The 1,334-nt window shown below is 65.8% G+C and carries 1 protein-coding gene; it reads left to right on the top strand.

The genetic code is table 11. The features are described 5' to 3' along the window. The coding region (gene glyA, locus RA26_RS21945) for a serine hydroxymethyltransferase (RefSeq protein WP_052272538.1) at nucleotides 1-1,269 on the top strand (1,269 nt) is incomplete at its 5' end. Nucleotides 1,270-1,334: the final 65 nt, after the last annotated feature.

The raw sequence follows: 1,334 nt of genomic DNA, 5'->3' as shown, positions 1-1,334 counted from the left end.
TTTTTCACCCAAGCGCTGTCTGAGCGCGATCCTGAACTTTATGCCTCGATCACGGCGGAGCTGGGCCGCCAGCGCGACGAGATCGAGCTGATTGCGTCCGAGAACATCGTCTCTGCCGCGGTGATGGAAGCGCAAGGCTCGGTGCTGACCAACAAATACGCCGAAGGCTACCCGGGACGCCGCTACTATGGCGGCTGCCAGTATGTCGACGTCGCCGAGAACCTGGCGATCGACCGTGCCAAGGCGCTGTTCGGCTGCGAATTCGCCAACGTGCAGCCGAACTCCGGCTCGCAGGCGAACCAGGGCGTGTTCCAGGCGCTGATCCAGCCCGGCGACACCATCCTCGGCATGGACCTCGCCTCCGGCGGCCACCTGACCCACGGCGCGGCGCCGAACCAGTCGGGCAAGTGGTTCAACGCAGTGCATTACGGCGTGCGCCAAAGCGACAACCTGATCGACTACGACCAGATCCAGGCGCTGGCAAACGAGCACCAGCCCAAGCTGATCATCGCCGGCGGCTCCGCCATCCCGCGCCAGATCGACTTTGCCAAATTCCGTGAAATCGCCGACAGCGTGGGCGCCTACTTCATGGTCGACATGGCCCATATCGCAGGCCTGATCGCGGCCGGAGAGCACCCCTCGCCGTTCCCGCACGCGCATGTCGCCACCACCACCACCCACAAGACCCTGCGCGGCCCCCGCGGCGGCATGATCGTGACCAACGACGAAGCCATCGCCAAGAAGGTGAACTCGGCGATCTTCCCGGGCATCCAGGGCGGCCCGCTGATGCATGTGATCGCAGGCAAGGCGGCGGCCTTCGGTGAGGCGCTGAAGCCGGAGTTCAAGGCCTACCAGAAGCAGGTCAAGGCCAACGCGGCAGCGCTGGCGGACCAGCTGATCCAGGGCGGCCTGGACATCGTGACCGGCGGCACCGACACCCATGTGATGCTGGTCGACCTGCGCCCCAAGGGCGTCACCGGCAACATCGCCGACAAGGCGCTGGGCCGGGCCCATATCACCACCAACAAGAACGGCATCCCGTTTGACCCGGAAAAACCGACCGTGACCTCGGGCCTGCGCCTGGGCACGCCCGCCGGCACCACCCGCGGCTTCGGCGAGGCGGAGTTCCGCCAGATCGCCGACTTGATCATCGAGGTGATCGACGGGCTGGCGGCCAACGGTGAAGAGGGCAATGCGGATGTGGAAGCGTCCGTCCGTGCCAAGGTCGCGGATCTCTGCGCCAGGTTCCCGCTCTACCCGAACCTGTAAGCTCCGGCTTCTCGACGAAAAGAAACCGCCGCGGCCCTAAGGCCGCGGCGGTTTTCTGTTGCCCG

Source organism: Leisingera sp. ANG-M7, assembly GCF_000813965.1.
In the GTDB taxonomy this organism is placed as follows: Bacteria; Pseudomonadota; Alphaproteobacteria; order Rhodobacterales; family Rhodobacteraceae; genus Leisingera.
Note: the sequence above shows the minus strand (reverse complement) of the source record. Positions and strands in the feature narration are given on the sequence as shown.